Raw genomic sequence first — 24,166 nt, forward strand, 5'->3', positions numbered from 1 at the left:
GACCGCGGTTGCGCTAGCGATAGTGATGAGGATAGAGATATTCGTCCCGGCGTCCGTCCGTGGGCGGTGGCTCTCCCGTCCCGACCCGCGTCCGTCACGGAGCTCCTTCGCGGAAAGAAAGTCACTTGCCGTCGCCGCCCGTTCCATCGTCCATGCAGTGGAAACTCTTCGCGGACTTGGCCGAGCTCGCGGGACAAAAGGAGGTGTCCGTAGACGCCGAACCGGGCGAAACCGTCGGCGACGCCTTGGACGACCTGCTTTCTCCCCGGCCGGAACTCGAAGACCGCGTGCTGGACGACGATGGCCGCCTCCGCGACCACATCAACGTGCTCCGGAACGGGACCAACGTCTTCACCGAAGACGGGTTGGACACGACCCTCGAATCGGGCGACGAGTTGGCGCTCTTTCCCCCCGTTAGCGGCGGGTAGCGCGTTAACGTGGCCGTCTTCCCGGACGACGGAGGCATCGATCTCGGTATCGACGCGTCGTCCGGGTCGCGAAAGGAAAACGTCCCCCGCCCCGGTAAACGTCCACCGTCCCGGTCCGCCACCGCTCGGCCGCCAACAGTCGGCCGTCAGCGGTCGTCCTTGGTTAGGTCCATCCCCATCACGAAGTCCGGTTCGTCGGAAATCTTCACCCGGCAGTAGGCCGTGTCGGTGACGAACCGCGGTGTCTCGGGGATGAGGACCCGCGTTTCGTCAGCACCGCGTTCCGCGGCGTCGCGGGAAATCGCGGCGAACAGCGAGCGCGCGGCGTCCGCATCCGCCCACGCACCGACGGCGTATTCGACGAACGTCGTCGTCACGTCGTCCTCGTCCGTTCGCTCCTCTTCGCGGGAGAGACACGCGAACCCGTGCGTTCCGTCCTCCTGCACGACGAGGAGGTCGTCGTTCTCGGCGCTTCGATGAAGTTCGGAGCGGGTCAGCTCGGACACCGCCCACGACTCCTCGAAGTCGAGGGCGAGGCCGCGGAGGTGTGCGCGCGCGTCGCTCTTGCTCCAGTATCCCCACGCGGCGTCCGCGTCGTCGGTCACGGTCATGACCGGGTCGGCGTCGGCGTCGGGTTCGGGGTGCGCCCACCGGAACTCCGTAATCGGGTCGTAGCCCGTCGCCCGCGACTGGCCGAGTCCGGCGATGTTCCACGAAAAGACCATGTTGCGAAGCACGGTCGCACCCTGCTCGCGCGCCCAGTCGAACAGCTCGTGGGTCATCCGGTTTGCGACGCCGTCTCCGCGGAAGTCGGGATTGACGCGCATTCCCTGTCCCCACGCTTCCCAGTCCGAGAGCAGGACGCACTGAACGATGCCCGCGATGTCGTCCCCGGCATCCGCGACGACGGTGTAGCGGTCGTCGCCGTCTATCCAGTCGTGGTAGACGTGCGGGATGTAGTCGCTGCCGTCTCGGTCCGCCCACGTGTTCTCCGTGAACGCCGCGACCGCATCGTAGTCGTCGTGGGTCGCCTCGCGGAGTTCTATCTCCATCACTCCCATGGAACCGACCGCTCCGTAATCTCGCCCGCGATGGGTTCCCGCATCGTCGTCGCGGGGTCGTCGCTGTTCGCCAGCGACCACATCAGCTTCACCTTCGCGGTTCCGGGGAGCATGTCCTCACCCTCGATGATGCCCGCGTCGAGCAGGTCGCGGCCCGTGTCGTACACGCGGTCACAGACGCGGCCGCCGAGACACTGACTGGTCATGACGACGGTCGTCCCGTCGTCAACGAGTTCGCCGATTCGGTCCGCCCAGTCGGAGTGGACGTGGCCCAGTCCCGTCCCTTCGATGACGAGTCCGGCCTTCCCCTCGGCGTAGTCGAGCGCCTCGACGCCCATCCCCGGCGTGAATTTCAGGAGTTCGACGTCGCTTTCGAGGTCGTCCGCGAGCGCGAGTTCCCGTGTTCCTCGTTCGTCGTATTCGCGTCGGAACGCGACCTCCTCGGCGTCGTAGTCCACTTCGCCGAGCGGTTCCGCGCCGACGGTTTCGAACGCGTCGCGGCGCGAGGTGTGGTTCTTCCGAACCCGCGTTCCGCGGTGGAGCGCGCAGGTGTCGTCGCTCTCGCTGGCGTGCATGCAGACGAGGACTTCCGCGCAGTCGGCCTTCGCGGCCTCGACCGAACAGACGGCGTTCATCACGTTGTCCGAGGACGGCCGGTCGGCCGAGCGCTGGCTTCCCGTGAACACGACCGGAACGGGGGTGTCGAGCATAAACGAGAGCGCGGACGCGCTGAACTGCATCGTATCTGTCCCGTGCATGACGACGACGCCATCGGCGCCGTTTGCTATCTCGTCGTACACGGCCTGTGCCAACTCCTGCCAGACGTCGGGCGTCATGTTCTCCGACAGGATGTTTGCGACGACGCGACCGCGATAGTTCGCCCGCCCGGCGAGGTCCGGCACCGCGCGAAGCACGTCCTTCGCGTCGAACTGTGCGGTCACCGCGCCGGTGCGGTAATCGACCGTCGAAGCGATGGTTCCGCCGGTGCTGATGAGCGAAATCGTCGGCAGGTCGGGGTCGAATTCGACGACCGACGAGTCGTCCGACTCCTCGTCCTCGATGTCGTAGACCTCGGATTCGAGCACCTCCACGGCCGACTGGTCGCGGTCGATACCGACGTTGTATCCCCCGTCGAGTTTGACGACGAGATTGTCCGGCGTCGTGGAGGGAAGCAGTACGCCCTCGTAGGTTTCGTCCGCTCGCTCGACGCGAACGCGGTCCCCTGGATTCATACCACGGGGTAGCGCGCCGTTCGACTTGAATCCACTCGTTTCGGGGAAAGGCACATTACCCACGGGAGTCAATTCGGAAACATGACCCAGCGCACTCGGACGCGCGAAGCCGACGACGACATCTCCGACCTCCTCAGCGACATCGATGGTGATAGCGAGCAGCGCACGGGGGGGAGCGAAAGCCGTCGGAGCCGCGCAAAAAAGCGCGTCGGGAACCTGTTCTCGGTTCGCTACTTCGCCCTCGCGACGGTCGTGTTGACGGTGGCGATGTTCTTCGGCGGCGTCGTCCCGTTCATCGGTGGTTTGACCGGTCTCGTCGCCATGTTCGCCGTGTCGTTCCTACTCGGCGCGCTGACGAGCGAGTCGAAAATCGCCGAAACCGCGCTAGCCGGTGCGGTCGCTGGCGGTCTGACGTTCGCACTCAAACACATCGTCGCCCTCACGGTCGGGGGCTTTCCCGTCGCCGCAATCGGTCTCGTCTCCGGCCTGCTCGTCGCCAGTTTGGGTGCGTACTTCGGCGGCGATTTGCGCGACGGCCTGACCCGAGACCTCTAACCCGTCAACGTCCACTCGTCGTTTTCGCGGTTCCGTTCGACGACTCCCCGCTCCGCCATACTCTTGAGGTGGCTCTCGACGATTCGTTCCGGGGCTTTTATCTCTCGACTTATCTCGACTGTCGTCTCCGCACCGGCCGCGAGCGCTGCCAGAATTTCGGCTCGAATCCTGTTCTCGCCGTCTCCGTCCACGGCCTCGCTCAGCGAGTCGAGGACGCTCGTCATCCGCCCGTGAACCCATCGCTGTGCGAGCGACAGTTCGCTCTTCAGGTCCTCCAAACAGTTGAGTTCGGCGGCGAGCTCGGCCACCTCGCTCGCTTCGGAGTCGCTTATCCGCTCGACGTCGTGCTCGAGGTCATCCTCGGCGTCGTCCGCGGGTTCGACGTGCTCGTTGAGATACTGAACGTTCAGGGAGAGATACTGACACGAGCTCACGTCGAGGTTCGGACTCGCGGGATACGCGCTCTTCATTCCGAACTCGTAGGGAGAAACGTCGACTTCGAGCCGGAGGTTCCGCGAGATGTTGAAATACTTGCGGCGCTGGTCGTCGGTCCGACTTTCGACTAATCCCGCCTCCTCCAGTTTCCGGAGGTGGTCGATGACCGCCTTCGGGCTGACACCGAGATAGTCGCTTATTTCGGTGACGTAGCAGGGTTTGTGTGAGAGGAGCCGCAGGATACGTCTTCGGTTTTCGTTTCCCAGTATATCGAGCAGCGCGGCGGAGTCCATTCGCGCTCACAACTTGGCAACCCGGACGGAAAAGGGTGTCTCTCGGCGTCAAACGGTGAAATCTCCCGAAAAAGAGGGAATGGAGACGGTTTTCCCGCGGCCAGCGTCAGTTTCCGTTTCCGCTGTCGTGCCCGTTTCCGTTTCCGACACCGACGCTTCCGTTCCCGCCGTTTCCGTTTCCGACACCGACGCCGACGGTACTGTTGCCGTCACCGCTTCCGATGCCGATAGTTCCGTTCCCCCCGATTCCAGTTCCGGGGTGTTCACCGCTCGCGTTTCCCGTTCCGTTTCCCACTCCCGGTGCGCTCGTGGAGTTGTTCGCGTTCTCGGCACGGAGGTTGACGCCGTGCATCGATTTGGCCACCGCGGCTACCTCGGGACCGCCCACGGTGTTGGCCTGCTTGTCGAGTTCGTTGACGTCCCTCACGCGCGCTCCGACCGTCACGGCGCGCGGTCTGGTCGCGTTGATGGAGTGTTGGACCGCGCGAATCTCACCGATCAATTGGCTCATCTCCGACTGGTACTTGAGCTGGCTGATCTGCCCGTCGTTGCGAGCCTTGACGAGCCTCTGCTTTCTGTCTCGAAGGTTCGCGAGCTGGTTTTTCATATCGCCGACGTGGTTGCTGACGAGCGCCTTCTGTGCGGATTTGTTCTTCGTCTGGTTGAACCGAGCGACCCACATGCCGGTATCGACCGTTCCTTGCGCCTGCGTGGTGCTGACCTGCATGAACGACGATATTTCTGCACCGAGGGTGCTGTTGTTGTCCGCTTGCTGGTTCGCTTGGAACGATGCCGTGGTGATGTCATCGGCCTGCGTGTTTTGCGTCGGTGCCCCGGCGGTCGGGACGGCGAGGGCGAACCCGGATAGAGTAAGGACGACTAAGAGGACGGCACGAGGGGAGTTCATCAACAGGTCATTACCACCCTCTGATTAAAAAGGGGGTAATTCGTTCGTTCTGTTCACGAGCCGAAATGAGGGTCCGAGAGACGAGAAGAACGTTTAAAAACAACGCTCAGTCGTCCAATCTCCCCATCGCGTGGGAGGCGGCGAAGACCGAGACGAAGGAGAGTGCAACGGTTATTAGGGGAAGCACAAGCCCGACCTCGTACCGAAGCGGCGGGTGATAGCCGAAGCCGTAGTCGAGAACGTCACTGCCGAGCGACACGACGAGCGCCGCGGCCAGCGCGCCCGTGGTCGTCTTCCCGTAGTTCGGAATGAGGTACCCTTCGGCGACGAACCCGAGGTGGGTGATGATGATGCCCCAGTAGTCCCAGAGGGCCTGTTGGTCCCACGGCGGACCGAAGTAGAGCGAGAAACCGAGGTTGAGCGCGAGGAACGTCCAGAGTCCGAACTTTACCAACCAGACGAAGGCGAACGTATTGAGATACGCGAGCGGGAGGTTCTGTGGCGCGTCGGAGAGTCGATTCCCGAGGTTCGGGAGGAGCGTAAAGAGCGAGGCGGCCATGAGCGCGAGCGCGGTCGGAGAATCGGCGTAGAGGGGCCAGAGAAACGTCGGAAAGTTCGGCATCGTCCGGATGTAGAAATCGAGCCCGACGAGGATGGCGGCGACGTTGACGACTATCAACCAGACCAAACTCGGCGTGTTCTCCAGATAGTAGCGGGCGTAGCGCTCGGGGATTGCCATATTGTATCCGCGTAGCGAGTTACTAAAAGAACTGCTATCACCGTTTCAGGTCCGGAACGGGTGGAACGAACGACGGGTAGATTTGTCCTTCCTCATAACTGTTCGGCATAACTACTATATAATTATTGATCCTTGTGTGCTATTGACTATCATGTTCGAGTCGTTTTCCAGCGGCTACTACCTCGGACGGTTGTACGTCGAACCACACGACGGTGAACACGCGGTCATGAGCCGCAATGAACACGAATCCGTGAACCAGGCCCTGTACTCCTCCGGCGAAGGCGTCGAGCGGTTGGACTGGCCGCTCGTGATGAAAATCGACCAGCAGCACTTCCCCGTCCACGCGGAGGAGGGCGTTCCCGAGAACACGCTCGCGCTTCCCGATACCGTGCTCGAAAACACGCGAATCCGGAATCCGCCGGAGTTGAAGGAGGTTCTGCTGGCGAAAGCGGACCGCGCCGAGCAACTCATCCGGTATCAACGTGACCATCCCGGATTCGGAAACACCGGCGCGGTGTAAGCGACCGCCGACCGCACGTGCTCACGGTGCCGTGCTCACCAGGCTGTGCCGTCTCGCGCGCCATCCGGTACGCAAAAGAGTACAGACTTCGTACCTCCGGGTATGGTTTCGGCCGCCACGATGCTCGGACTCTTCGTCATCATCCTCGTCAACACCGTCATCACGGCGGTTGTCGTTCGCTTCTTCCGCCTCCGCCTCTCGACGCGCTGGGGAGCGGTCGTCTACACGCTCCTACTCGTCCCGCTCGTTTACGTCGTCACGACCATCGTGTTGAGCGGCGTGGTCGGGTTCGGGGGCAGCGGTATCCGAGACATCGGAACCGCCCTCATCCTCATTTGGGTGCTTCCGTTCTCGCTCGGCGTCTCCATCGACCTGTTCTGGATGCCGCCCCCCGAGGAGGTCGAATTGCCGGACAACTCGCGCGAGCAACAACAGGGTCGCTGAGGGCATCACCGTCACCCATCCCACCCCGAACGCGACCGCGAGGGGTTCCCAGAGGTAGAGGAGGCTCGCGGGACCTATCAGCGTCGCCGTGAGACCGACGCCGACGAGCGCGCGGATCCACGGTGCTGGCGAACCGAACCCCGCCGCCAGTATCGCGTCCAGCAGGTCGAACAACAACAGCGCGGCGACGAGATATTTCGTTCGCACGCGAACCTGCGAGGAACGCTCCGGTCGCTCGGGCAGTTTGAACAGCGGAACGACGAGTCGAATTCGCTCGGGAAGCGAGAGCGGCGGCAGGCGCATCGGCGGCAGCGTGAATCCGAGTCCCGAATCGTCGTCCCCCTCGGTCATAGGTGACGTACGACTTCGACCGTCAAAACTACTCGTCCGCGTCCTCGGTGACGCGTTCGATGGTGGAGACGACGCTCTCGATGACGTCTTCCGGCGACCGGGTCGCATCGACTCGGACGAACCGGCCGGGTTCCGCGTCCATCAGTCGCTCGTAGTTCGATTGTACCTGCGCGAGGAAGCCAGCCTGTTCGAACTTGTTCGTCGCGCCGCTCCGCGCCGCGCCGGTCTCGGGGTCCACGTCGAGGTAGATGGTGCAGTCGGGCGGGCGCGTCCACGGCTTGTGGACGCCGATGATGTACTCCATCGGGCGCGAGACGACCCCATCCAGCGCGACGGCCTGATAGGCGTACCGGGAATCGGAATAGCGGTCGGAGATAACGAGCTTTCCCTCTTCGAGCGCGGGACGAACGGTGTTCGCGAGGTGGGCCGCGTGGTCGGCCGTGTAAAGGAACAACTCGGCGACCGAATCCGCGTCGTCGTCCTCGATGGAGCGGTTCACGGCCTCGCCGTACCACGAGTCGGTCGGTTCGCGGGTGAACACCGCGTCGGGAAACTCCTTGTGGAGCACCTCCCAGACGGTCGTTTTTCCGCTCCCGTCGAGTCCTTCCAGCGTGAGCAGCATAGCGGGACGTTCGGGTCGCTGGGTAAAACGTTCGGGGTTTCGGTCGGGACCCGTCGAACGAGCTCCTCGTCGGCAGGTATCTTTAGGTCCGTTCGTCACCTATCTGAACTATGAAGGTTCTCGTGACAGGCGGCACCGGTTTTATCGGCCAACACCTCGTCCGCGAACTCCACGGCCGGGGACACGAGGTGACTGCGCTCGCTCGGAGTCCCGACGAGGCGGCGTTTCCGGCGGACGTCGAGCGAGCCATGGGTGACGTGACGGCCTACGCGTCCATCGAGGGAGCGTTTGCCGGACAGGATGCGGTCATCAATCTCGTCTCGCTCTCGCCGCTGTTCGAACCGCCGCGCGGGCTCGACCACATGCGCGTCCACCTCGGTGGAACTCGAAACGTCGTTCGGGCCGCGGAGGAACACGGCGTCGGAAAAATCGTCCAGATGAGCGCGCTGGGTGCGGACCCGACGGGACCGACCGAGTACATTCGAGCCAAGGGGCGGGCCGAGGAACTCGTGACGGGGTCCGACCTCCGGTGGACGATATTTCGCCCGTCGGTCGTCTTCGGCGAGGGAAGCGAGTTCCTCTCGTTCACGAAGAAACTCACGCCGCCGTACCTCGCGCCGCTTCCGGGCGGCGGAAAGACCAGATTTCAACCGATTTGGGTCGGCGACCTCGCACCGATGCTGGCGGACGGAGTGGACGAGTCCCGCGACGGCGATACCTACGAAATCGGCGGCCCGGAAGTCCTGACGCTCGCGGAGGTCGCCAAACTCGCGCGACGGGCCGAGGGACAGTCCGTGACCATCGTTCCGATTCCGATGGAGCTAGCGGGGGTTGGATTGAAACTCGGCGGCGCGATTCCGGGGTTCCCGATGGGCGGCGACCAGTACCGCTCGCTCAAATTTGACAATACGGTTTCAGATAACGACGTCTCGGCGTTCGGCGTCGAACCCGAAGAATTGACAACCCTGCAGGTATATCTGGCGAACGAGTACGATCACCCGACATAACATATTTTGGATCTTTCTGGACATATCCAGACTTAAAGAGGGGTCATATGATAGTTATCCCGTCGGAAACAAGACTGCATGATAATCGGTCTTCGTCTTGCGTTTTTTCTCTCCGAATGTCGAGTGTTTGAAACGGAACATACCACAAAGTTTATGTCCTCTTTCCTTCTGTTCTTCTCTCAACGGAGAACGGTACCGAAAAATGAAACTCGCGATGATCGGATTTGGTCAGGCAGGCGGGAAAATCGTCGACAAGTTCCTGGAGTACGACCAGCGAACACAGAGCGGCATCGTCCGTGCGGCTGTCGCCGTCAACACCGCCCGTGCTGACCTCATGGGCCTGCAGCACGTCCCGGAGGACAATCGGGTGCTTATCGGACAGTCCCGCGTCAAAGGACACGGCGTGGGTGCGGATAACGAACTCGGCGCGGAAATCGCCGAAGAGGATATCGACGAAGTACAGGGCGCTATCGACAACATCCCCGTTCACGAAGTGGACGCCTTCCTCATCATCGCCGGAATGGGCGGCGGTTCTGGAAGCGGCGGTGCACCCGTCGTAGCGAAACACCTGAAGCGGATCTACACCGAACCTGTCTACGGACTGGGTATCTTGCCCGGCGGCGACGAAGGGGGAATCTACACGCTGAACGCGGCGCGTTCGTTCCAGACGTTCGTCCGCGAAGTGGACAACCTGATGGTGTTCGACAACGACGCGTGGCGCCAGTCCGGCGAGAGCATGGAGAGCGGCTACGAGGAGATCAACGAAGAAATCGTCACCCGTTTCGGCATCCTCTTCGGTGCCGGTGAAGTCGGCGGCGGCGATGACGTCGCGGAAAGCGTCGTCGACTCCAGCGAAATCATCAACACGCTCGCGGGCGGTGGCGTTTCCACCATCGGCTACGCCGCGGAAGAAGTGGAGATGCAGAACTCCGGCGGCCTCCTCTCGCGCTTCACCGGCGGTGGCGGCGGACAGGCCGAGGACACCGCACACACGACGAACCGCATCACGAGTCTCGTCCGAAAGGCGGCGCTCGGTCGTCTCACGCTTCCGTGTGAGATTCAGGGAACGGAGCGCGCTCTGCTCGTCATGAGCGGGCCGTCGCACCACCTCAATCGGAAGGGTATCGAGCGCGGCCGGAAGTGGCTCGAAGAGCAGACCGGCAGCATGGAAGTTCGCGGCGGCGACTACCCCGTCAACGAACCCAGTGTGGCGAGCGTCGTCCTGCTTTCGGGCGTGACGAACGTGCCACGCATCAAGGAACTCCAGCAGGTCGCCATCGAGGCGCAGGACAACATCGACGACATCCAACAGGAGAGTCAAACGAACCTCGAAAATCTCGTCGAGGATGATGAGGATGAACTCGACCCGTTGTTCTAAGCTGTTCGCCCTGCTCCTCGTCGTCACGCTCGCCCTCTCGGCGGTCGCACCCGCCACGGCGATTTCGACGGAGCAGAGCGGCGTCCCGAACGACGCGGCGGTCGGCGATTCGGTGACGGCGAAGCTGACGCTCACCGACCTCTACAGCGACTACGAGCAGTGGACCCTGAACGGGGAAACCGAACTGACCGACGTGACGTGGACCGTCACGACGTTCGACCAAGCGGGCAACCAGAAGGCAAAGGAGTCCTACGACGGCCAGTCGTTCAACCACTCCCTCGCCCTCGACACCGACGCGAGCAAGGCGGTCGTGAAGGTGTCCGGCACCGTGCCCGAAGTCGAGAACTTCACGTTCGACCCCCAGCAGGAGTTCACGTTCGCCACGCTGAGCCAGACCCGGAAGGGCGGCAACAGCGAGGAAATCGAGACGTGGACGGCGAACTACCACACCGAGGACAGCAAGAGCGCCCGTGAGGCCATCCTCGGCGCACAGGGTGCCATCGACGACGCTCCCTCGGGTGCGAACACGAAGGACGCCGAAAGCACCCTCGACAACGCCATCTCGGCCTACGAGGCGCAGAACTTCGACAACGCCATCGACCTCGCCGACAAGTCGAAAAAGAGCGCCGACTCGGCCGCGGACAAGGCCAAGCAATCCGAGCAGCAGAACAAACTGCTCATGTACGGCGGCGTCGCGGTCGTCGGCCTCGTCGTCATCGGCGGCGCTGGGTTCTGGTACCGCTCCCAGCAGCAGGATAACTACCGCCTGCGCTGAATCGGCTTCCCCGTTTTCGCGACCGCTGAGGTTGCCGTTTCACAACCACGTTACCTCATTTCGCAACCACTTAACCCGTCACCCGAGTAGCGTCGCGTATGCAGGTGGTGGTGCCGTTCGCCGCTGGCGAACCGAAGACGCGACTCGCCGAGACGCTCACACCCGCCGAGCGCCGTGAGTTCGCGCTGGCGATGCTTGACGACGTTTGTGCGACGATTCGTTCGACCGGCCGGGAGCCGCGGGTGCTCACGACCCGCCGCATCGACATCGACGCGCCGCTCGCGGTGGACGAACGACCGTTGACGCCCGCCGTGAACGGGGTGTTGGCCGACGGCGACCCCACCGCAATCGTGATGGCCGACCTCGCGTTGGCGACGCCGACGGCGTTCGAGCGGCTCTTCTCGGCCGACGGCGACGTCGTTCTCGCGCCGGGTCGCGGCGGCGGAACCAACGCGCTCGTTTCCCGCCACCCCCAGTTTCGGGTGGATTACCACGGCACGTCGTATCTCGACCACCGCGAAATCGCGCGGGAGGTTGGTGCGTCGGTCACCGAACTGGACTCACACCGCCTCGCAACGGACGTCGATGAGACCGCGGACCTCGCTGAGGTGTTGCTGCACAGCGAGGGTGCCGCCCGCGATTGGCTGCTGGGCGCGGGCTTTTCGCTCTCCGTGACGGGTGGTCGGGTGTCGGTCACGCGGTGAACCGCGAAGAAAAGCCGAAGCGCCCCTCAGAGCGCTAGCCGAACCCAACCGAGCCACGGAATTCTGAGCTTCGCCTTGCCGACGATCCACGACGATTTGACGGGACCGCTTATCGGCCCGCCGATCCCACGGTAGACCTGGTCGTACTCGCCGTTGTGGTCGCCCTTGGTGATGAACCCGGCGTGCGGCGCGGGACAGTTCGGCAGTTCCTCGCAGTCGTCGGCGCCGCCGACGTACGCCTCGTTCGCCCGCTCGTACCAGTTTTCGCCCCTCCGCACCCAAAACCGCGCCCGATGAATGATGGGCGTCTCCCCGGTGTCGCCGTCCGGGCGGTAGACGATCACGTCGCCGTAGCCGTGGAACTCCCGATACCCCGAGCCTTCCCCGGCGCGGTACGGCACGACGCCCGTGTCGGCGTACGACCCGTCGCCCGTGAGCCGCCCTCGATCCATCACGACGATGAGGTCGCCTTTCTTCATGTGCGGTTGCATGCTCCCGCTCTCGACGGCCACCATCGGCGGCCACACGCCGGTGATGGCGAAGAGGAGGACGCCGATTCCGGCGACCCACATCGCCGTTTTTACAACGTCGCGGACGATGGCGACCGGCTCGTCCTCGGTCGTTCTGAGCCAGTGGAACCACTCCTTCGGCCCGGCGTCGGTCGGAGGTGACATTCACGTTTCATTCGTTTGTGTCATTGCTTGAAACTTCGGATTCGGTGAACGGATGGTCGGGGAGCGCCTCGTCCCGAAGCTCCAAACCCTTTTACCCCCAGTCCCGTAGCCCACACCATGATTCCGGGGGCCGACGAGTACGACATCGACATCAGCTTCGACGAAGCGGACGTGGACCGACTCCTCACCGTCACCCCGGCGGACGCCTCGCCCGCCGACGCGTTGACCTACGCGAGGAACATCTTCGTTCCGTTGACGACGGCGTGTCGGTACACCTGCACCTACTGTACGTACTTCGACGCGCCGGGCGAGGCCTCCTTGTTGTCTCCCGAGGAAGTCCGGGAGATGCTCCGGACGGGCGCGGACGCGGGGTGTACCGAGGCGCTGTTCACCTTCGGCGACGACCCCGACGAGCGGTACACGCGGGTCCACGAGCAGTTGGCCGACTGGGGTCACGACTCGATTCACTCGTACCTCCGCGAGGTGTGTACAATCGCGCTGGAGGAGGGACTGCTCCCCCACTCGAATCCGGGCGACCAGACGCGCGAGCAGATGGAACTCGTCGCGGACGTGAACGCGAGCATGGGCGTGATGCTGGAGACAACGGCGGACGTGGACGCCCACGCGGGGCCGCGGCGGAAGAGTCCGGGCCAGCGCCTCGCCACCATTCGGAACGCGGGCGAACTCGACGTGCCGTTCACGACCGGACTGCTCGTCGGCATCGGCGAGGACTGGCGGGACAGAGCGGAAAGCCTGCTGGCGATTCGTGAACTGCACGCCCGATACGACCACGTACAAGAGGTCATCGTTCAGAACGTGGTGCCGAACGAACGGTCCCGCTTTGAGCGACCGGCGGTCGAGACGATGCGCCGCGTCGTGGCGATGGCGCGGGTGGCGCTTCCCGACGAAGTGTCGGTGCAGGTGCCGCCGAACCTCTCGCCGACGCGCGACCTGCTTGATTGCGGCGTGGACGATTTGGGCGGCGTCTCGCCCGTGACGGACGACTACATCAACCCGGACTACGCGTGGCCCGCCGTGCGCGAACTGGAGGACATCGCGGAGTCGGCGGGCGTTCCGCTCCGCGAGCGCCTCCCCGTCTACGAGCGGTTCGTGGACGAGGGTCGGGTTTCAGACCGGATTCGAGCGGCGCTCGACGCCGACGACGAGGCCGGGGAACGGTACCGTTCCGCGATGGGTCACCCGTAATCGTCGTTTCCGGTAATCGTCGTTTCCGAGCGGCCGCGTCGCCGTCGTACTCCGCACCCGACCCGCTCGGTTCGTCAGTCGAGCAGCGGCGTTCCGTCGGCGCACGGCCCGAGCGTGGGGCCGAACGGCGGGTCGTCGGGGTCGATTTCACGGATTTGGCGATAGTCGGTCGAACGCTCCGCCGGGACGCGGCCGATGGCGGTTATCATCTCGACGTACTCCTCGAACGAGCGGAACTCGCCGAACTGCCCGCCGGCGCGCTTCGTGATTTCCTCCGAGAGGATGGTACCCATGAAGTCGTTCGCGCCACAGGAGAGCATCTTCAATCCCTGTTCGTCGCCGTACTTCACCCACGACGATTGGATGTTGTCGATGTTGTCCAGAAACAGGCGGGAAACGGCGATGAGCAGTTCGTCCTCGTGGGTGCTCGCGCCGTTCTCCACCATGCCGCGTTCGTACAGCGGCGTGTTCCGGTGGACGAACGAGAGCGGGACGAACTCCGTTATCGCGCCGGTTCGGTCCTGTAACTCCCGGAGTCGCTCCAGATGGAGGACGCGGTGCATCTCGTTTTCCACGTGGCCGTACATGATGGTCGCCGTGGTGTCGAGACCGACGTTCGCGGCGGCCTCCATCGCCTCCATCCACTCGTCCGTGCCGATTTTTCCGGGACAGATGACGCCGCGCACCTCGTCCACCAGAATCTCCGCGGCGGTGCCCGGAACGCTGTCGAGTCCGGCGGCCTTCAGCTTTCGAAAGACGTCCTCGTAGCTCCAGTCAGTGCCGCGGCGGGCGTGGTAGGCCTCCTCGGGCGTCATCGAGTGCACGTGGATTCCGGGAAGGCTCATCGCGCGTATCTGCTCGGTGTACGTCGCGGGGTCGGTCGTGTACTCGCCCGGCGATTTATAGTTCAGGTCGCCCCGCTCGCTCGCTTCGAGGAGTTCGAGGTGGTCGTCGTCCAGCGCCATTCCGGGATGCAGGCCGCTGACGGACGTCACCTCGTAAATCCCCCGTTCGCGCGCGTCGGCGACGATTCCTCGTGACTCCTCGGGCGTTTTCGTGAACCCGCCGTGCTCCTCGTCCGAACCGGCTTCGAAATTCTGGGCGGTGTTCTTGAAGTTACAGAAGAGACACCCCGTGTTGCACGCCGTCGTGACGTTGTTGTTCAGGTTGGCGACGAAGGTCACGCGGTCCCCGACGATTTCCTCGCGCCGCCGGTCCGCGGCTTCCAGCACGCGCTCCTTTCGAGCGATGTCGATGCCGGGACGGTCGGTGCCGGTCGTCAGCAGTTCCACGCCGTCGTCGACCGTCAGTCGGTCGCCGTTTCGCGCCCGTTCCAGCGCGTTCTCGAACGATTGGTCGGTTTCGGGTACGTGTTCGAACCCGAACCCCTCCCGAGGTACGTTGCTCTCCGCGCGCACGTTAGTCATGCCCCATCAATCCCGTCGGACCCCCAAAAATCGCCGGGTCACGGCAGTCCCTATCGCATACATATGTACATCTTTCGGCCACATGTCGGTGCAGTTCAGCACGAAGATGGAAACTACTTAGTCGGGGGGCGGCCGACCCAACACCATGACGAGTGTGAAGGAGTTCCGGGTCGAACGCGAACCGACGCCGGACTCGCTCGGGCGCGGGTCGTTCGTGTTCACGGACGACTACTCGGTGTTCGATTGGGGCAAGATGCCCGATACGATTCCCGACAAGGGTGCCAGCCTCTGTACGATGGGCGCGTTCAACTTCGAACGACTGGAAGAGGAAGGTATCCCGACCCACTACCGCGGCGTCGTTTCCGACGGCGAGGTCGTTTCCCTCTCGGACGTCAGCGAACCGCCGACCGAGATGGCAATCGACCTCACGCAGGTTCCGAACCTGCCGCGCGAGGGGCGCGACTACGATTACGACCTCTTTCATAGCGGCGCGGACGACAACTACCTCATCCCGCTGGAAGTCGTCTTCCGCAACAGCGTGCCGGTCGGGTCGAGTCTTCGACGACGGACCGACCCGGAAGACCACGGACTCGACTTCCCGGAGTGGCCCGACGGGGCCGTTCAACTCGAAGAACCCGCCGTCGAGTTTTCGACCAAGTTCGAGGAGAGCGACCGATACCTCTCGCGGAGCGAAACCGACGAAATCGCCGGAAAGGCCGACGTGGACGAATTGGAGCGAATCGCTCACGAGGTGAACGACTTCGTTACCCGGCAGGCCGCGAAAGCGGACCTCACCCACGAGGACGGCAAAATCGAGTGTCTCTATTACGACGGCGAGATTCGCGTCGCCGACGTGGTTGGAACCTTCGACGAGAACCGGTTCACCTTCCACGGCCAGCAGGTCAGCAAGGAGTTCATCCGCCAGTACCACAAGCGCGACCAGACCGAGTGGACCGACGCGGTTCAGGACGCCAAGGTCGAGGCCAAAGAGCGCGAGGTGGCCGACTGGAAATCGCTATGCTCGGTCCAACCGCAACCCTTGCCGGACGACGTTATCACCGCCGCCCGCGACCTCTACACCGCGGGAGCGAACGCCTACGTCGATAGGGACCTGTTCGACGCGCCGTCGCTGGAGGACGCGGTGATGGCCATCAAGAACCTGTAACGCGGACCGTCGAAACGACGGCACGAACGCCGTCGGCGAACCTTTTTATACGAGACCGAACCATGGAACGACAGTACGGTACCACCGTTCCGACCCATGCCCCACGAGAGAAACGACGTTCGTCGCGCCTACGACCGAATCGCGGACGACTACCTCGCCGAGCGAAACGGCACCGACGAGGAGAGCGAGGACATCGCCCTGCTGGCGGAGTTCCACGGCCATCTCCCCGACGACGCGCGCGTCCTCGACGCCGGATGCGGCGCGGGGCGTCCCATCGCGGAACTGTTGGCGACTCACACGAACCTCGTCGGCGTCGATTTCTCCCGCGAACAGGTCGCCCGCGCCCGGGAGAACGTCCCCGAGGGGCGGTTCTGTCAGGCCGATATGACCGCGCTCGGTCTGACGGGCGAGGCGTTCGACGGTATCTGTGCGTATCACTCGGTGATTCACGTGCCGACCGACGAGCATCCCGACGTGGCGGGCGAGTTCCATCGCCTGTTGCGTCCGGGTGGCTACCTCCTGCTCACGGTTGGCTCTACGGCGTGGGAAGGGAGCAACGACGATTGGCTCGGCACCGGCGTCGAGATGCACTGGAGCGTCCCGTCCCCGGACGAGAGCGTCACGACGCTCGAAAACGCTGGGTTCGACGTTCTCTGGCGACAGACTGTCAACGACGTTTTAGGTGGCGACACCTGTTTCGTCCTGGCGCGAAAACTCGACACCGAGGACTAAAATCAGTAGGTCAGTCGTCTGATTTGCCCACGGTAATCGTCCCGTCGACGGGTCCGTCGGGCGTCACGTCGTCGAGTTCGTCCGGCATTCCGAGGTGGTAGGTTTCGTCCCCGCCGTCGCGGAGTTCGGTCCGACCGCGGCGAATCTCCACGTCGTCGTTCAGGTGCAGGCGCACGGCTTCGAGCAGGGCGTCCGCTTCGAGCGGTTGGCCTCGCTCGCGTAGTTCGTCGACGCTCGCGCAGTCCGGCACGTTGAACGCCCGCTGGGTGATGATGGGACCTTGGTCCAAGTCGGTCGTCACGTAGTGGGCGGTGACGCCCGCGATTCGCGCGCCCGCTTCCTTCGCCTGTCGGTACGCCTTCGCGCCGGGGAAGGCCGGAAGCAGGCTCGGGTGGATGTTGATGATACGTCCCTCGTATCGGAAGACGACGTTGGGGCTGAGGATGCGCATGAACCGCGCGAGGACCACGAGGTCAACGTCGTAGTCGTCCAACAGAGAGAGGAGTCGCTCCTCGTCGTGAACGCCGCTTTCGTCGCCGACGTCGTGGAACGGGATGCCGTGTTCCTTCGCGACCGGTTCGAGGTCGTCGTGGTTCCCGATGACGACTCCGATTTCGGCGTCGAACTCGTTGCGCTCGTCGAGGAGGCGACGGAGACAGTGTGACTCCTTGGTGACGAGCACGGCGACCTGTCGTGAGTCGCGTTCCGACGGGAAGCGGACGCGAACGTCCACGTTGAGGTCGTCGCCGAGTTCGGCGAGGTCGCGCCGGAGTCGGTGCTTGCTCACGGACATCTCGCTCGTCTCGACGAGTATCGTCATGCGGAAGACGCCCTCGCGGACGGCTTGGTCCACGTCCTCGATGTTGATTCCGCGCTCGAAGAGGAGGGTCGTGACGCGGGCGACGAGTCCGGTGTCGTCGTCCCCGACGACGGTAATTTCGGTCAGCTCTCGGTGGTTCATCGCTTCACCTGTCGGTTACGAGGTACGGCCATGGAAGAAACGTATCGGGTCAGGGTGGCAAAAGCGTTTGTGACGGTGCAAAATTTCCCGTCCGCGTTGACAAGTAGCAGGGTGTGCCTACTCGAATACCGCACGGCGACAACCACGGCGTGAACCGAAACAGGCGGAGCGAAAACGAGGACGAACGGCGTCGGCCGCTGGTCGTGCGGTGACGCTCTCCCGTCAGAACCACACGAACGTGCACAACGACTTCGTTCCAAAAGAGCTTTTGAACACGGACGCGCACGGTCAACCGATGACTGCTTACACCGCGACGGTGACGGTTCGGTTGAAAGGGGGCGTCCTCGACCCGGAGGCCGAAACGACGCGAGGCGCGCTCGAACGACTCGGCTTCGAACTGGACTCGCTCCGCTCTGCGGACGTGTTCGAAATCGACCTCGACGCCGAATCGTCCTCGGACGCGGAGGAACGCGCCGGTGAGATGGCGGAGCGCCTGCTCGCCAATCCGACGATTCACGACTACACGGTCGCGGTCGAGGAGCGATGACGGTCGCAATCGTCCAGTTCGGCGGGAGCAACTGCGACCGCGACGCGGTGCGCGCGCTCTCCCACCTCGGAATCGACGCCGAACTCGTCTGGCACGAGGACGACCTGCCCGAGGACACGACCGGCGTGATGTTGCCGGGCGGGTTCTCCTACGGCGATTACCTCCGCGCGGGGGCCATCGCCGCCAACTCGCCCATCATGGCGCAGGTCCGCGAGGCGGCGGAGTCGGGCGTTCCCGTCCTCGGCGTCTGCAACGGCGCACAAATCGGCTGTGAATCCGGCCTGACGCCGGGCGCGTTCACGACCAACCGGAGCGCCCGCTTCCAGTGTGAACACGTCTATCTCCGGGTCGAAAACGCCGACACGCCGTGGACCGCGGCCTACGAGGAGGGACAGGTTATCGAAGTCCCCATCGCGCACGGCGAGGGCCGATTCGAAATCACCGACGAGAAGTACGACGAACTCGACGCGGACGACCGGATTCTCTTCCGCTACTGCGACGAGAACGGCGTGGTGGCCGACGGAACGAATCCCAACGGGTCGAAGGGCAACGTGGCCGGAATCGTCGGCGAGTCGGATTCCGTCGCGGTCATGATGCCACACCCAGAACGAGCGACGCTTCCCGACATCGGCGGTACCGACGGCGAGGGCGTTCTCCTCGGATTCGCCTGAGTTTCGAGACGCGATTTTTCAGCGGCCGGACGAGAACGCACCGGTTATCCGCGGCAGTTCGCGCGAAATGGCACGGCGCTTCAGTAGGCAAAAGCCGGTGAAGACGATACAGAATCCGGCGACGGTCAGCGGCGTCACCGGTTCCTGCAGGAAGAACCACCCCGTAATCGCGGCGAACACCGGCGCGACGTAGGAGACGAGGTTGATCTCGACCGCCCCGAGGCGGTCGAGCAGGTCGAAGTAGATGAGGAACCCGACGGCGCTGGCGAAGATGGAGAGGTAGGCGACGGCGGCGATTGCCTCCGGCGTCACCTCGATGGCCGAGACGGATTCGCTCGGTCGGGCGATGCTGATGCCGTGCATCATGAGCGCGCCGAGGAGCATCGACCACGCCTCCATCGTTTCGATGGGGAGTTCGGCCTCGATACGCTGGGTCAGCACGCTTCCGAGCGCGAAGGAGAACGCGGCGAGGAAGACGAGAATCTGGGGGACGATGCTCGTCGTCAGCGACTCGCTCGACCCTGCGTTGGCGAAACTCAGGACGGCGACGCCGACGAACCCGAGGAGCAGACCGGCGATTCCCGCGGGCGTGAGTCGCTCGCTGGGGAGGAACACCCGCGCGAAACCGGTCGTGAGAATGGGGCTGAGGCTAACGATGACGGCCGCCGCCGCGCTCGGCGTATCCTGTTCGCCGACGAACAGGAACGCGTGGTAGGCCGCGATCATGAGCGCGCCGCCGACGAGGACGAGTTTCCACTCGCCGCTCGTCCGCGGACGCCAGCGGTCGGTGACGTAGATGGCGTAGGCGAGCATCAGGACGCCCGCCACGTCGTAGCGAATCGCCGCGAACAACACCGGGGGGATGAACTCCAGTCCGGCCCGGATGGCCATGAACGCGGACCCCCAGAACGCGGCGAGGATGATGAACAACAGAAGGTTTCGATACCGGCTCACTCTACGAGGTCTCTTCCGTGAGGGGGAGTAGCTTTCGAAAACCCCCCTCGAATGCCGGGTTCGGTCACGGATTCACGATGCCGGTCGGACTCCCCGCTTTCGACTCCTTACTCCTCTCGGCGTTCGTCCCGAAGCGCCCGCAACACGTCCTGTCGGGCGATGATACCCACTAACTTCCCGTCCTCGACCACCGGGAGGCGGTTGATGTCCCGTTCGGTATCGACGAGCAGGTCGAGGATGTGGTCGATGTCGTCGTCGGGCGTCACCGTCACCACGTCCTCGGTCATGACGCTTCGAATCGGCTTTCCGGCGTTTTTCGCGAGGTCGAGACTGGTGTCCAGTTCGTCCCACGAGAGGTCGAAGCCGTATTCGAGGCTTTCGAGGAACGGGGGAAAACCGATGGGAATCCACAGCGTTCGGTCGCTCGGCTGAAACATGTGTACGAGGTCGTGTTGGGTGACGATGCCGACGACTTCTCCGTCCTCGGTGACGGGGAAGCCGTTGAACTGAACCCGTGCGAGACGCGTCAGCACTTCGCCGATTTCGTCGTCCGGTGCGACGGTTTCCACGTCGTTCGTCATCAGGTCGCGGGCGGTGATTGCCATACGTGAACGCTGGTGCGCACACGGGGTAAACGTTGTTACGAGGAGTTGGACGTACGTCTGATTCCGTTGGCTTTAAGGATGTGTCGGTGAAGCGGTCCTCAACCGCTATTCGACGGTTCCGTGAGTGATTACAGACGTCAAATAACCGCAACCGCGCCGCGACGACCACGCCCTCCCCAACCGACTCCTTCAGTCGTTCCACTCATTCAGTCATCCCTCGCACGGCTTCAGCGTGACGACGCGGCCGAGCGTGGCCGCGTCGCCCCGCCAGCGCGCGCCACCGTGGGAAATAACGATATGCGAAACGAACTGATTTACGATACGCGAAACGGGTCGATTGCTCGTCTCACTCCTCGGGATATCGCTCGTACTCGTCGCCGACGCAGAGTTCCATCGTGTGGGGTCGAACGCCGAGCGTCAACCCGTCCCACTCGCCCATCTCGCCGTCAAGACTGAACTCGACGGGCGAATCCTGTTCGACCCGAATCTCCAGCGTGGGCGTCTTCAGGTGGGTCACGTTCTCGGTGTCGCTGCCGAACAGACGCCGCATCGTCGCCTCCTGAAGCAAGTTCGCGGTGGGAACGTGTTCGATGATGGTCACGTCCAGCAAGCCGTTCTCCATGTTGGCCTGCGTTCTGCCCTTCGCCGGGAACCGCCGCCCGTTTCCCACGAGAACGAACACCGCATCGCCGGACCACGACACGTCGCCCTCGTCGGACGCTTCGATGGTAAGCGGAAGCCCTTCGTAATCGGTCATCAACCGAAGCGTGTTCACGACGTAGGCCAGCACGCCGAGCCGCTCTTTCTGCTCGGGGTTCGTTTCGTGGCTCGCGTCGGCGGTTACCCCGCCCACACAGGAGTTGACGAAGGGGCGACCGTTCGCCGTTCCGAGGTCGATTCGTCGTCGCTCGCCCGAATCGAGCACCTCGAACGCGTGTTCGGTTCCGGTGACGCCGACGTTTCCGGCGAAGTTGTTCCCCGTTCCGGTCGGGACGACGCCGACCGTCACGTCGTCCAGCGCGTCCGCGTCGTCCACCCCTCGGACGACTTCGTGTATCGTCCCGTCGCCGCCCGCGCCCGCGACCAACGAAACGCCGCGCTCGGCGACGTGGCGCGCGAACTCCCTCGCGTCGCCCGCCGCTTGCGTTTCGAGGACGGTACAGTCGTACTCCGCTGCGAGGGCATTGACCCGTTCGCGGTGGTTCGCGTCGCCGCTGACGGGATTCAACACGACGACGCGTTCGTACTCGATGGCGTCCTCGTTCGCCACGAGGTCGTCTACCGCTCCCTCCTCGGCGGGGTTCATGCACTGACCGACCGGCGGAAAAACCAAAGAGCTATCGGCGGTATAGCTACGGACGTGTTCGCCCTCGACTTACACTCTCACACGCGATTCTTCCACGGTCGTGAACGCGCCGCCGCGCTATTCGATCCGCTGGGTGTCAGACTCCTCGAACTCGGCGCGCGTTACCGCGGACTGGACGGCGTGGCGTTGACGAACCACGATTACTATCACCCGTTCGCCGGGCGCGTCGTGGAGACGATTCCGGGCATCGAAATCTCCACGACGAAAGGCCACGTCCTCGTCGTCGGTCCCGACCCGCCGACGCGCACCGAACCCGGGACGCTCACGCCGAAGGAAACCGTCGCCCTCGCCCACGAGCGGGGATGCGCCGCCATCGTCGCCCACCCCTACCGGAATAGCACGGTGCGCGAGGTGGACGCCGACTTCGACGCCATCGAAATCAACGGCAAACACCCCCGAACCGAGGAATGGGTGCGGCAATTGGCCGACCGCTACGACCTGCCGCTGGTCGGCGGGAGCGACTCCCACTATCCGGTCGAAGTCGGCCGCGCGTACACGATGGTCGATGCGGACATCCTAACGCCCGAGAGCGTCGTCAGCGCGATTCGGGACGGCCGCGTCGAACCGCGAGTCGAGCGGGGAACGTTCGACCAACTCGTCCGCCGCGGCTATCGGACGGTACACGAGGGAAAGGACAACCTCCACCGTCCCGAGGAGGAGTCACCGGGCGTCGGCGAACCGCCGAAACCGGAAGACTAGCCGAGTCGCTCGTCCAAAATCGCTCTTCGACTCATCTCAGGTTACTCTCGGACTCGGCAGAGATGGCCTCACCCGAGTCGCTCGTCCAAAATCAATCGAGTCTTCGTACTCACAACTTCCTCCAACTCCCGCGCGCGGGTGATGAGTTGGTTCACGCCTTGCGTGTCGGAGGCGTCCACGACGAGCACGATGTCGTCCTCGCCGCTGACCTGCCAGACGAAATCGACCTGTTCCCACTCCGCGAGCGTGTCGGACATCCTCGTCGTGTCGACGGCCACGTCCACGCCGATTTCTATCATCGCTTTCACGTTCCCCGTGTGGGTCGTAACCGTGAACCGCTCGATAACGCCGTCCTCGGTCATGCGTTCGACGCGATTTCGAACGGTTCCTTCCGACGTTCCGACCGCTTCGGCTATCTCTGTGTACGGTGTGCGGGCGTCTCGCCGGAGGAGATTCAGTATCTGTCGGTCGAGTGCGTCCATGGAGATTTGCATGTAGTGTTGCCCGCTACTTGACGATTACGAATTTCGTAACAATGCTTCGAAAGCAAGGTTTATAGGCCCGGATTGCATATGAATCTCGTAATGCCGGGTGCCTACGTCGCGCTGGAGGGTGGCCATGTGGTGGAAGCCCGTGGTCGTTCTCCGGGAACGGCTTGCGGAGAACTGGTTTTTACAACAGCATACACGGGTTACGAGGAGAGCCTCACCGACCCGTCCTACGAAGAACAGATACTCACGTTCTCGTACCCCCTCATCGGGAACTACGGCGTCCGAGAGGAACGCTTCGAGAGCGACCGAGTACACCCGCGCGCCGTCGTCGCGCGTGAACTGACCGAAGACGTCGCCGAGTGGCTCGAATCCGAGGGCGTTCCCGCGGTGGACCACCTCGACACCCGCGATCTCGTCGGCGGGATTCGAGAACAGGGCGCGATGAAGTGCGGTATCGCGGTCGGCGAAAACGCCACGCCCGAGGACGCGCTCGCGGAACTCGAACGCTGTCCGGGCATGAGCGACCACGACGACATCGGCGAGCAGGTCAGCGTCGCCGAACACGAGGTTCACCTCGGTGACGGTGACGAGGACGACACGACCGTCGCGCTCATCGACTGCGGCGCGAAGGGAAGCATCATCGACTCGCTGGTCGAACGCGGTGCGGACGTCCACGTCCTCCCGCACGACGCGACCGCGGCCGACGTGGAGGGCGTCGATGCCGACGTGCTCTTCGTTTCGAACGGTCCGGGCGACCCTGCGAACTTCGAAGCGGCCCAGAAACTGGTCGAGACGTTCGTCGGCGAACTGCCGCTCGCGGGCATCTGCCTCGGACAGCAGATCATCGCCCGCGCACTCGGCGGCACGACCGAAAAGATGGACTTCGGTCACCGCGGCGTCAACCAACCCGTCCGCGACCTCGAATCGGGACAGGTCGTCATGACGACGCAGAACCACGGCTACACCGTCGCCGACCCCGGCGACCTCGAAGTCACGCAGATCAACGTCAACGACGACACGCCGGAAGGCTTGGAGAGCGACGAACTCGACATCCTGACGCGCCAGTACCACCCCGAAGCCAACCCCGGACCGAACGACACCCTCGGATTCTTCGACGACGTTCTCTCGATGGCACCTCGACGGCGACTCGTCGCCGCGGACTAAGACCCCGACTCCACCCACCGACCGCTGATTATCGGCGGTAACGCGACGTACCG

The 24,166-nt window shown here is 63.7% G+C and carries 28 protein-coding genes; 14 read left to right on the plus strand and 14 right to left on the minus strand.

Annotated features, from left to right (window positions below; translation table 11 throughout):
- Positions 1-152 precede the first annotated feature (152 nt).
- Entirely contained in the window at positions 153-428 is a 276-nt protein-coding gene (locus V5735_RS13545) for a ubiquitin-like small modifier protein 1 (protein ID WP_007976830.1), read from the plus strand.
- A 146-nt stretch (positions 429-574) separates the two neighbouring features.
- Here V5735_RS13545 and V5735_RS13550 read toward each other — a convergent pair whose 3' ends face one another.
- Entirely contained in the window at positions 575-1,480 is a 906-nt protein-coding gene (locus V5735_RS13550; protein ID WP_423746032.1) for an N-acetyltransferase family protein, read from the minus strand.
- Positions 1,480-2,721 (minus strand): Glu-tRNA(Gln) amidotransferase subunit GatD, encoded by a 1,242-nt coding sequence (gene gatD, locus V5735_RS13555; protein ID WP_423744000.1) that lies wholly within the window; start codon positions 2,719-2,721, stop codon positions 1,480-1,482. The genes V5735_RS13550 and gatD overlap by 1 nt, the downstream gene beginning before the upstream one ends.
- Positions 2,722-2,802: 81 nt before the next feature.
- On the opposite strand from gatD, the gene V5735_RS13560 reads away from it, so the two are divergent.
- Positions 2,803-3,276, plus strand: coding sequence for a hypothetical protein (locus V5735_RS13560; RefSeq protein WP_423744001.1), 474 nt, complete (start codon positions 2,803-2,805; stop codon positions 3,274-3,276).
- On the opposite strand, the gene V5735_RS13565 is transcribed toward V5735_RS13560, so the two are convergent.
- The 3 genes from V5735_RS13565 to V5735_RS13575 all read right to left on the minus strand — a co-directional run bounded on the left by V5735_RS13565 (position 3,273) and on the right by V5735_RS13575 (position 5,650).
- Entirely contained in the window at positions 3,273-4,004 is a 732-nt protein-coding gene (locus V5735_RS13565) for a metalloregulator ArsR/SmtB family transcription factor (RefSeq protein WP_423744002.1), read from the minus strand. The genes V5735_RS13560 and V5735_RS13565 overlap by 4 nt on opposite strands.
- 106 nt (positions 4,005-4,110) lie before the next feature.
- On the minus strand, positions 4,111-4,911 hold the full coding sequence (locus V5735_RS13570) for a DUF7096 domain-containing protein (protein ID WP_423744003.1): 801 nt from the start codon (positions 4,909-4,911) through the stop codon (positions 4,111-4,113).
- A gap of 106 nt (positions 4,912-5,017) precedes the next feature.
- Positions 5,018-5,650 carry a DUF1405 domain-containing protein gene (locus V5735_RS13575; protein WP_423744004.1) on the minus strand — a complete coding sequence of 211 codons (633 nt, stop codon included), beginning with the start codon at positions 5,648-5,650 and terminating at the stop codon, positions 5,018-5,020.
- Positions 5,651-5,801: 151 nt separating this feature from the next.
- On the opposite strand from V5735_RS13575, the gene V5735_RS13580 reads away from it, so the two are divergent.
- Positions 5,802-6,170, plus strand: coding sequence for a DUF5802 family protein (locus tag V5735_RS13580; protein ID WP_423744005.1), 369 nt, complete (start codon positions 5,802-5,804; stop codon positions 6,168-6,170).
- Positions 6,171-6,401: 231 nt separating this feature from the next.
- On the opposite strand, the gene V5735_RS13585 is transcribed toward V5735_RS13580, so the two are convergent.
- Both V5735_RS13585 and tmk read right to left on the minus strand, forming a co-directional pair.
- Positions 6,402-6,965: a hypothetical protein gene (locus V5735_RS13585; protein ID WP_423744006.1), complete on the minus strand. Its 564-nt coding sequence runs from the start codon at positions 6,963-6,965 to the stop codon at positions 6,402-6,404.
- Between the two features lie 28 nt (positions 6,966-6,993).
- A complete protein-coding gene (gene tmk / locus V5735_RS13590; RefSeq protein WP_423744007.1) occupies positions 6,994-7,587 on the minus strand; it encodes a dTMP kinase in 594 nt (197 codons plus the stop codon).
- 110 nt (positions 7,588-7,697) lie between these two features.
- Between tmk and V5735_RS13595 the strand changes: the two genes are divergently transcribed.
- From V5735_RS13595 to cofC, 4 genes are all read left to right on the plus strand, one after another.
- Positions 7,698-8,594, plus strand: coding sequence for a complex I NDUFA9 subunit family protein (locus tag V5735_RS13595; protein ID WP_423744008.1), 897 nt, complete (start codon positions 7,698-7,700; stop codon positions 8,592-8,594).
- Positions 8,595-8,796: 202 nt separating this feature from the next.
- Positions 8,797-9,972 carry a tubulin/FtsZ family protein gene (locus V5735_RS13600; protein ID WP_069449682.1) on the plus strand — a complete coding sequence of 392 codons (1,176 nt, stop codon included), beginning with the start codon at positions 8,797-8,799 and terminating at the stop codon, positions 9,970-9,972.
- A complete protein-coding gene (locus V5735_RS13605; RefSeq protein WP_423744009.1) occupies positions 9,950-10,747 on the plus strand; it encodes a hypothetical protein in 798 nt (265 codons plus the stop codon). Before V5735_RS13600 ends, V5735_RS13605 begins: the two co-directional genes overlap by 23 nt.
- A 98-nt stretch (positions 10,748-10,845) precedes the next feature.
- On the plus strand, positions 10,846-11,451 hold the full coding sequence (gene cofC, locus V5735_RS13610) for a 2-phospho-L-lactate guanylyltransferase (protein ID WP_423744010.1): 606 nt from the start codon (positions 10,846-10,848) through the stop codon (positions 11,449-11,451).
- Between the two features lie 26 nt (positions 11,452-11,477).
- Here the strand turns inward: cofC and V5735_RS13615 are convergent, their stop codons facing one another.
- Complete coding sequence (locus V5735_RS13615) at positions 11,478-12,125, minus strand: S26 family signal peptidase (protein ID WP_423744011.1); 648 nt, start codon at positions 12,123-12,125, stop codon at positions 11,478-11,480.
- Between the two features lie 117 nt (positions 12,126-12,242).
- Here V5735_RS13615 and cofG point away from each other — a divergent pair, with 117 nt between their 5' ends.
- Complete coding sequence (gene cofG, locus V5735_RS13620; RefSeq protein WP_423744012.1) at positions 12,243-13,331, plus strand: 7,8-didemethyl-8-hydroxy-5-deazariboflavin synthase subunit CofG; 1,089 nt, start codon at positions 12,243-12,245, stop codon at positions 13,329-13,331.
- Between the two features lie 74 nt (positions 13,332-13,405).
- Here the strand turns inward: cofG and cofH are convergent, their stop codons facing one another.
- Entirely contained in the window at positions 13,406-14,758 is a 1,353-nt protein-coding gene (gene cofH, locus V5735_RS13625) for a 7,8-didemethyl-8-hydroxy-5-deazariboflavin synthase subunit CofH (protein ID WP_423744013.1), read from the minus strand.
- Positions 14,759-14,903: 145 nt separating this feature from the next.
- On the opposite strand from cofH, the gene V5735_RS13630 reads away from it, so the two are divergent.
- Together V5735_RS13630 and V5735_RS13635 are read left to right on the plus strand one after the other, a co-directional pair.
- Positions 14,904-15,923 carry a phosphoribosylaminoimidazolesuccinocarboxamide synthase gene (locus tag V5735_RS13630; RefSeq protein ID WP_423744014.1) on the plus strand — a complete coding sequence of 340 codons (1,020 nt, stop codon included), beginning with the start codon at positions 14,904-14,906 and terminating at the stop codon, positions 15,921-15,923.
- A 96-nt stretch (positions 15,924-16,019) separates the two neighbouring features.
- The gene (locus V5735_RS13635; RefSeq protein ID WP_423744015.1) at positions 16,020-16,655 is read left to right on the plus strand and encodes a class I SAM-dependent methyltransferase; all 636 of its coding nucleotides are present in this window, start codon (positions 16,020-16,022) and stop codon (positions 16,653-16,655) included.
- Positions 16,656-16,665: 10 nt separating this feature from the next.
- Here V5735_RS13635 and V5735_RS13640 read toward each other — a convergent pair whose 3' ends face one another.
- On the minus strand, positions 16,666-17,616 hold the full coding sequence (locus V5735_RS13640) for a formyltetrahydrofolate deformylase (RefSeq protein ID WP_423744016.1): 951 nt from the start codon (positions 17,614-17,616) through the stop codon (positions 16,666-16,668).
- A gap of 295 nt (positions 17,617-17,911) precedes the next feature.
- Here V5735_RS13640 and purS point away from each other — a divergent pair, with 295 nt between their 5' ends.
- Complete coding sequence (gene purS, locus V5735_RS13645) at positions 17,912-18,163, plus strand: phosphoribosylformylglycinamidine synthase subunit PurS (protein WP_423744017.1); 252 nt, start codon at positions 17,912-17,914, stop codon at positions 18,161-18,163.
- Entirely contained in the window at positions 18,160-18,834 is a 675-nt protein-coding gene (purQ, locus tag V5735_RS13650) for a phosphoribosylformylglycinamidine synthase I (protein WP_007976872.1), read from the plus strand. The genes purS and purQ overlap by 4 nt, the downstream gene beginning before the upstream one ends.
- A gap of 18 nt (positions 18,835-18,852) precedes the next feature.
- Here the strand turns inward: purQ and V5735_RS13655 are convergent, their stop codons facing one another.
- The 3 genes from V5735_RS13655 to V5735_RS13665 form a co-directional block, all read right to left on the minus strand.
- On the minus strand, positions 18,853-19,788 hold the full coding sequence (locus V5735_RS13655; RefSeq protein WP_018128816.1) for a DMT family transporter: 936 nt from the start codon (positions 19,786-19,788) through the stop codon (positions 18,853-18,855).
- A gap of 107 nt (positions 19,789-19,895) precedes the next feature.
- Positions 19,896-20,393, minus strand: a complete 498-nt coding sequence (locus V5735_RS13660; protein ID WP_423744018.1) for a CBS domain-containing protein — start codon at positions 20,391-20,393, stop codon at positions 19,896-19,898.
- A 346-nt stretch (positions 20,394-20,739) separates the two neighbouring features.
- Positions 20,740-21,699, minus strand: a complete 960-nt coding sequence (locus V5735_RS13665; protein ID WP_423744019.1) for a diacylglycerol/lipid kinase family protein — start codon at positions 21,697-21,699, stop codon at positions 20,740-20,742.
- A 54-nt stretch (positions 21,700-21,753) separates the two neighbouring features.
- Between V5735_RS13665 and V5735_RS13670 the strand changes: the two genes are divergently transcribed.
- Complete coding sequence (locus tag V5735_RS13670) at positions 21,754-22,458, plus strand: PHP-associated domain-containing protein (protein WP_423744020.1); 705 nt, start codon at positions 21,754-21,756, stop codon at positions 22,456-22,458.
- 68 nt (positions 22,459-22,526) lie between these two features.
- Here V5735_RS13670 and V5735_RS13675 read toward each other — a convergent pair whose 3' ends face one another.
- The gene (locus tag V5735_RS13675) at positions 22,527-22,940 is read right to left on the minus strand and encodes an Lrp/AsnC family transcriptional regulator (RefSeq protein ID WP_007976883.1); all 414 of its coding nucleotides are present in this window, start codon (positions 22,938-22,940) and stop codon (positions 22,527-22,529) included.
- Positions 22,941-23,042: 102 nt separating this feature from the next.
- On the opposite strand from V5735_RS13675, the gene carA reads away from it, so the two are divergent.
- Entirely contained in the window at positions 23,043-24,113 is a 1,071-nt protein-coding gene (carA, locus tag V5735_RS13680; protein ID WP_423744021.1) for a glutamine-hydrolyzing carbamoyl-phosphate synthase small subunit, read from the plus strand.
- Positions 24,114-24,166 lie beyond the last annotated feature (53 nt).

This window comes from Haladaptatus sp. SPP-AMP-3 (assembly GCF_049568665.1).
Taxonomy (GTDB): Archaea; Halobacteriota; Halobacteria; order Halobacteriales; family Haladaptataceae; genus Haladaptatus; species Haladaptatus paucihalophilus.